At 55.5% G+C, this 310-nt stretch carries 1 protein-coding gene; it reads left to right on the forward strand.

Going from position 1 to position 310, the window contains the following annotated elements; all coding sequences use genetic code 11:
• The coding region (locus AB9F29_RS21935; RefSeq protein ID WP_369757252.1) for an SDR family oxidoreductase at window positions 1-241 on the forward strand (241 nt) is incomplete at its 5' end.
• Window positions 242-310: the final 69 nt, after the last annotated feature.

A 310-nucleotide genomic window follows, 5' to 3' on the forward strand; every position in this document is an offset into this window, starting at 1 on the left:
ACTGGCGGAGGACGGCATTGGCGTGTTTGAATTGCGGCCCGGAATTATCGAAACCGATATGACCGCCGGCGTAAAGGACGCCTACACGCCCCGCATTGAAGGTGGCTTGGTTACTGCAAAACGATGGGGTATTCCAAGCGATATCGCAAGCATCGTGGTGCCTCTTGTGCGGGGGAAAATGGCCTTCGCCAATGGGGCGATTATTCCAGTGGATGGTGGCTTGTCAATCCATCGATTGTGAGGGTGCAATGACCAAATCATATGACTTTATCATCGTCGGCGGGGGCTCGGCTGGGTGCGTTTTGGCCGC

Source organism: Falsihalocynthiibacter sp. S25ZX9, assembly GCF_041205405.1.
GTDB classification, from domain to species: Bacteria; Pseudomonadota; Alphaproteobacteria; order Rhodobacterales; family Rhodobacteraceae; genus Falsihalocynthiibacter; species Falsihalocynthiibacter arcticus.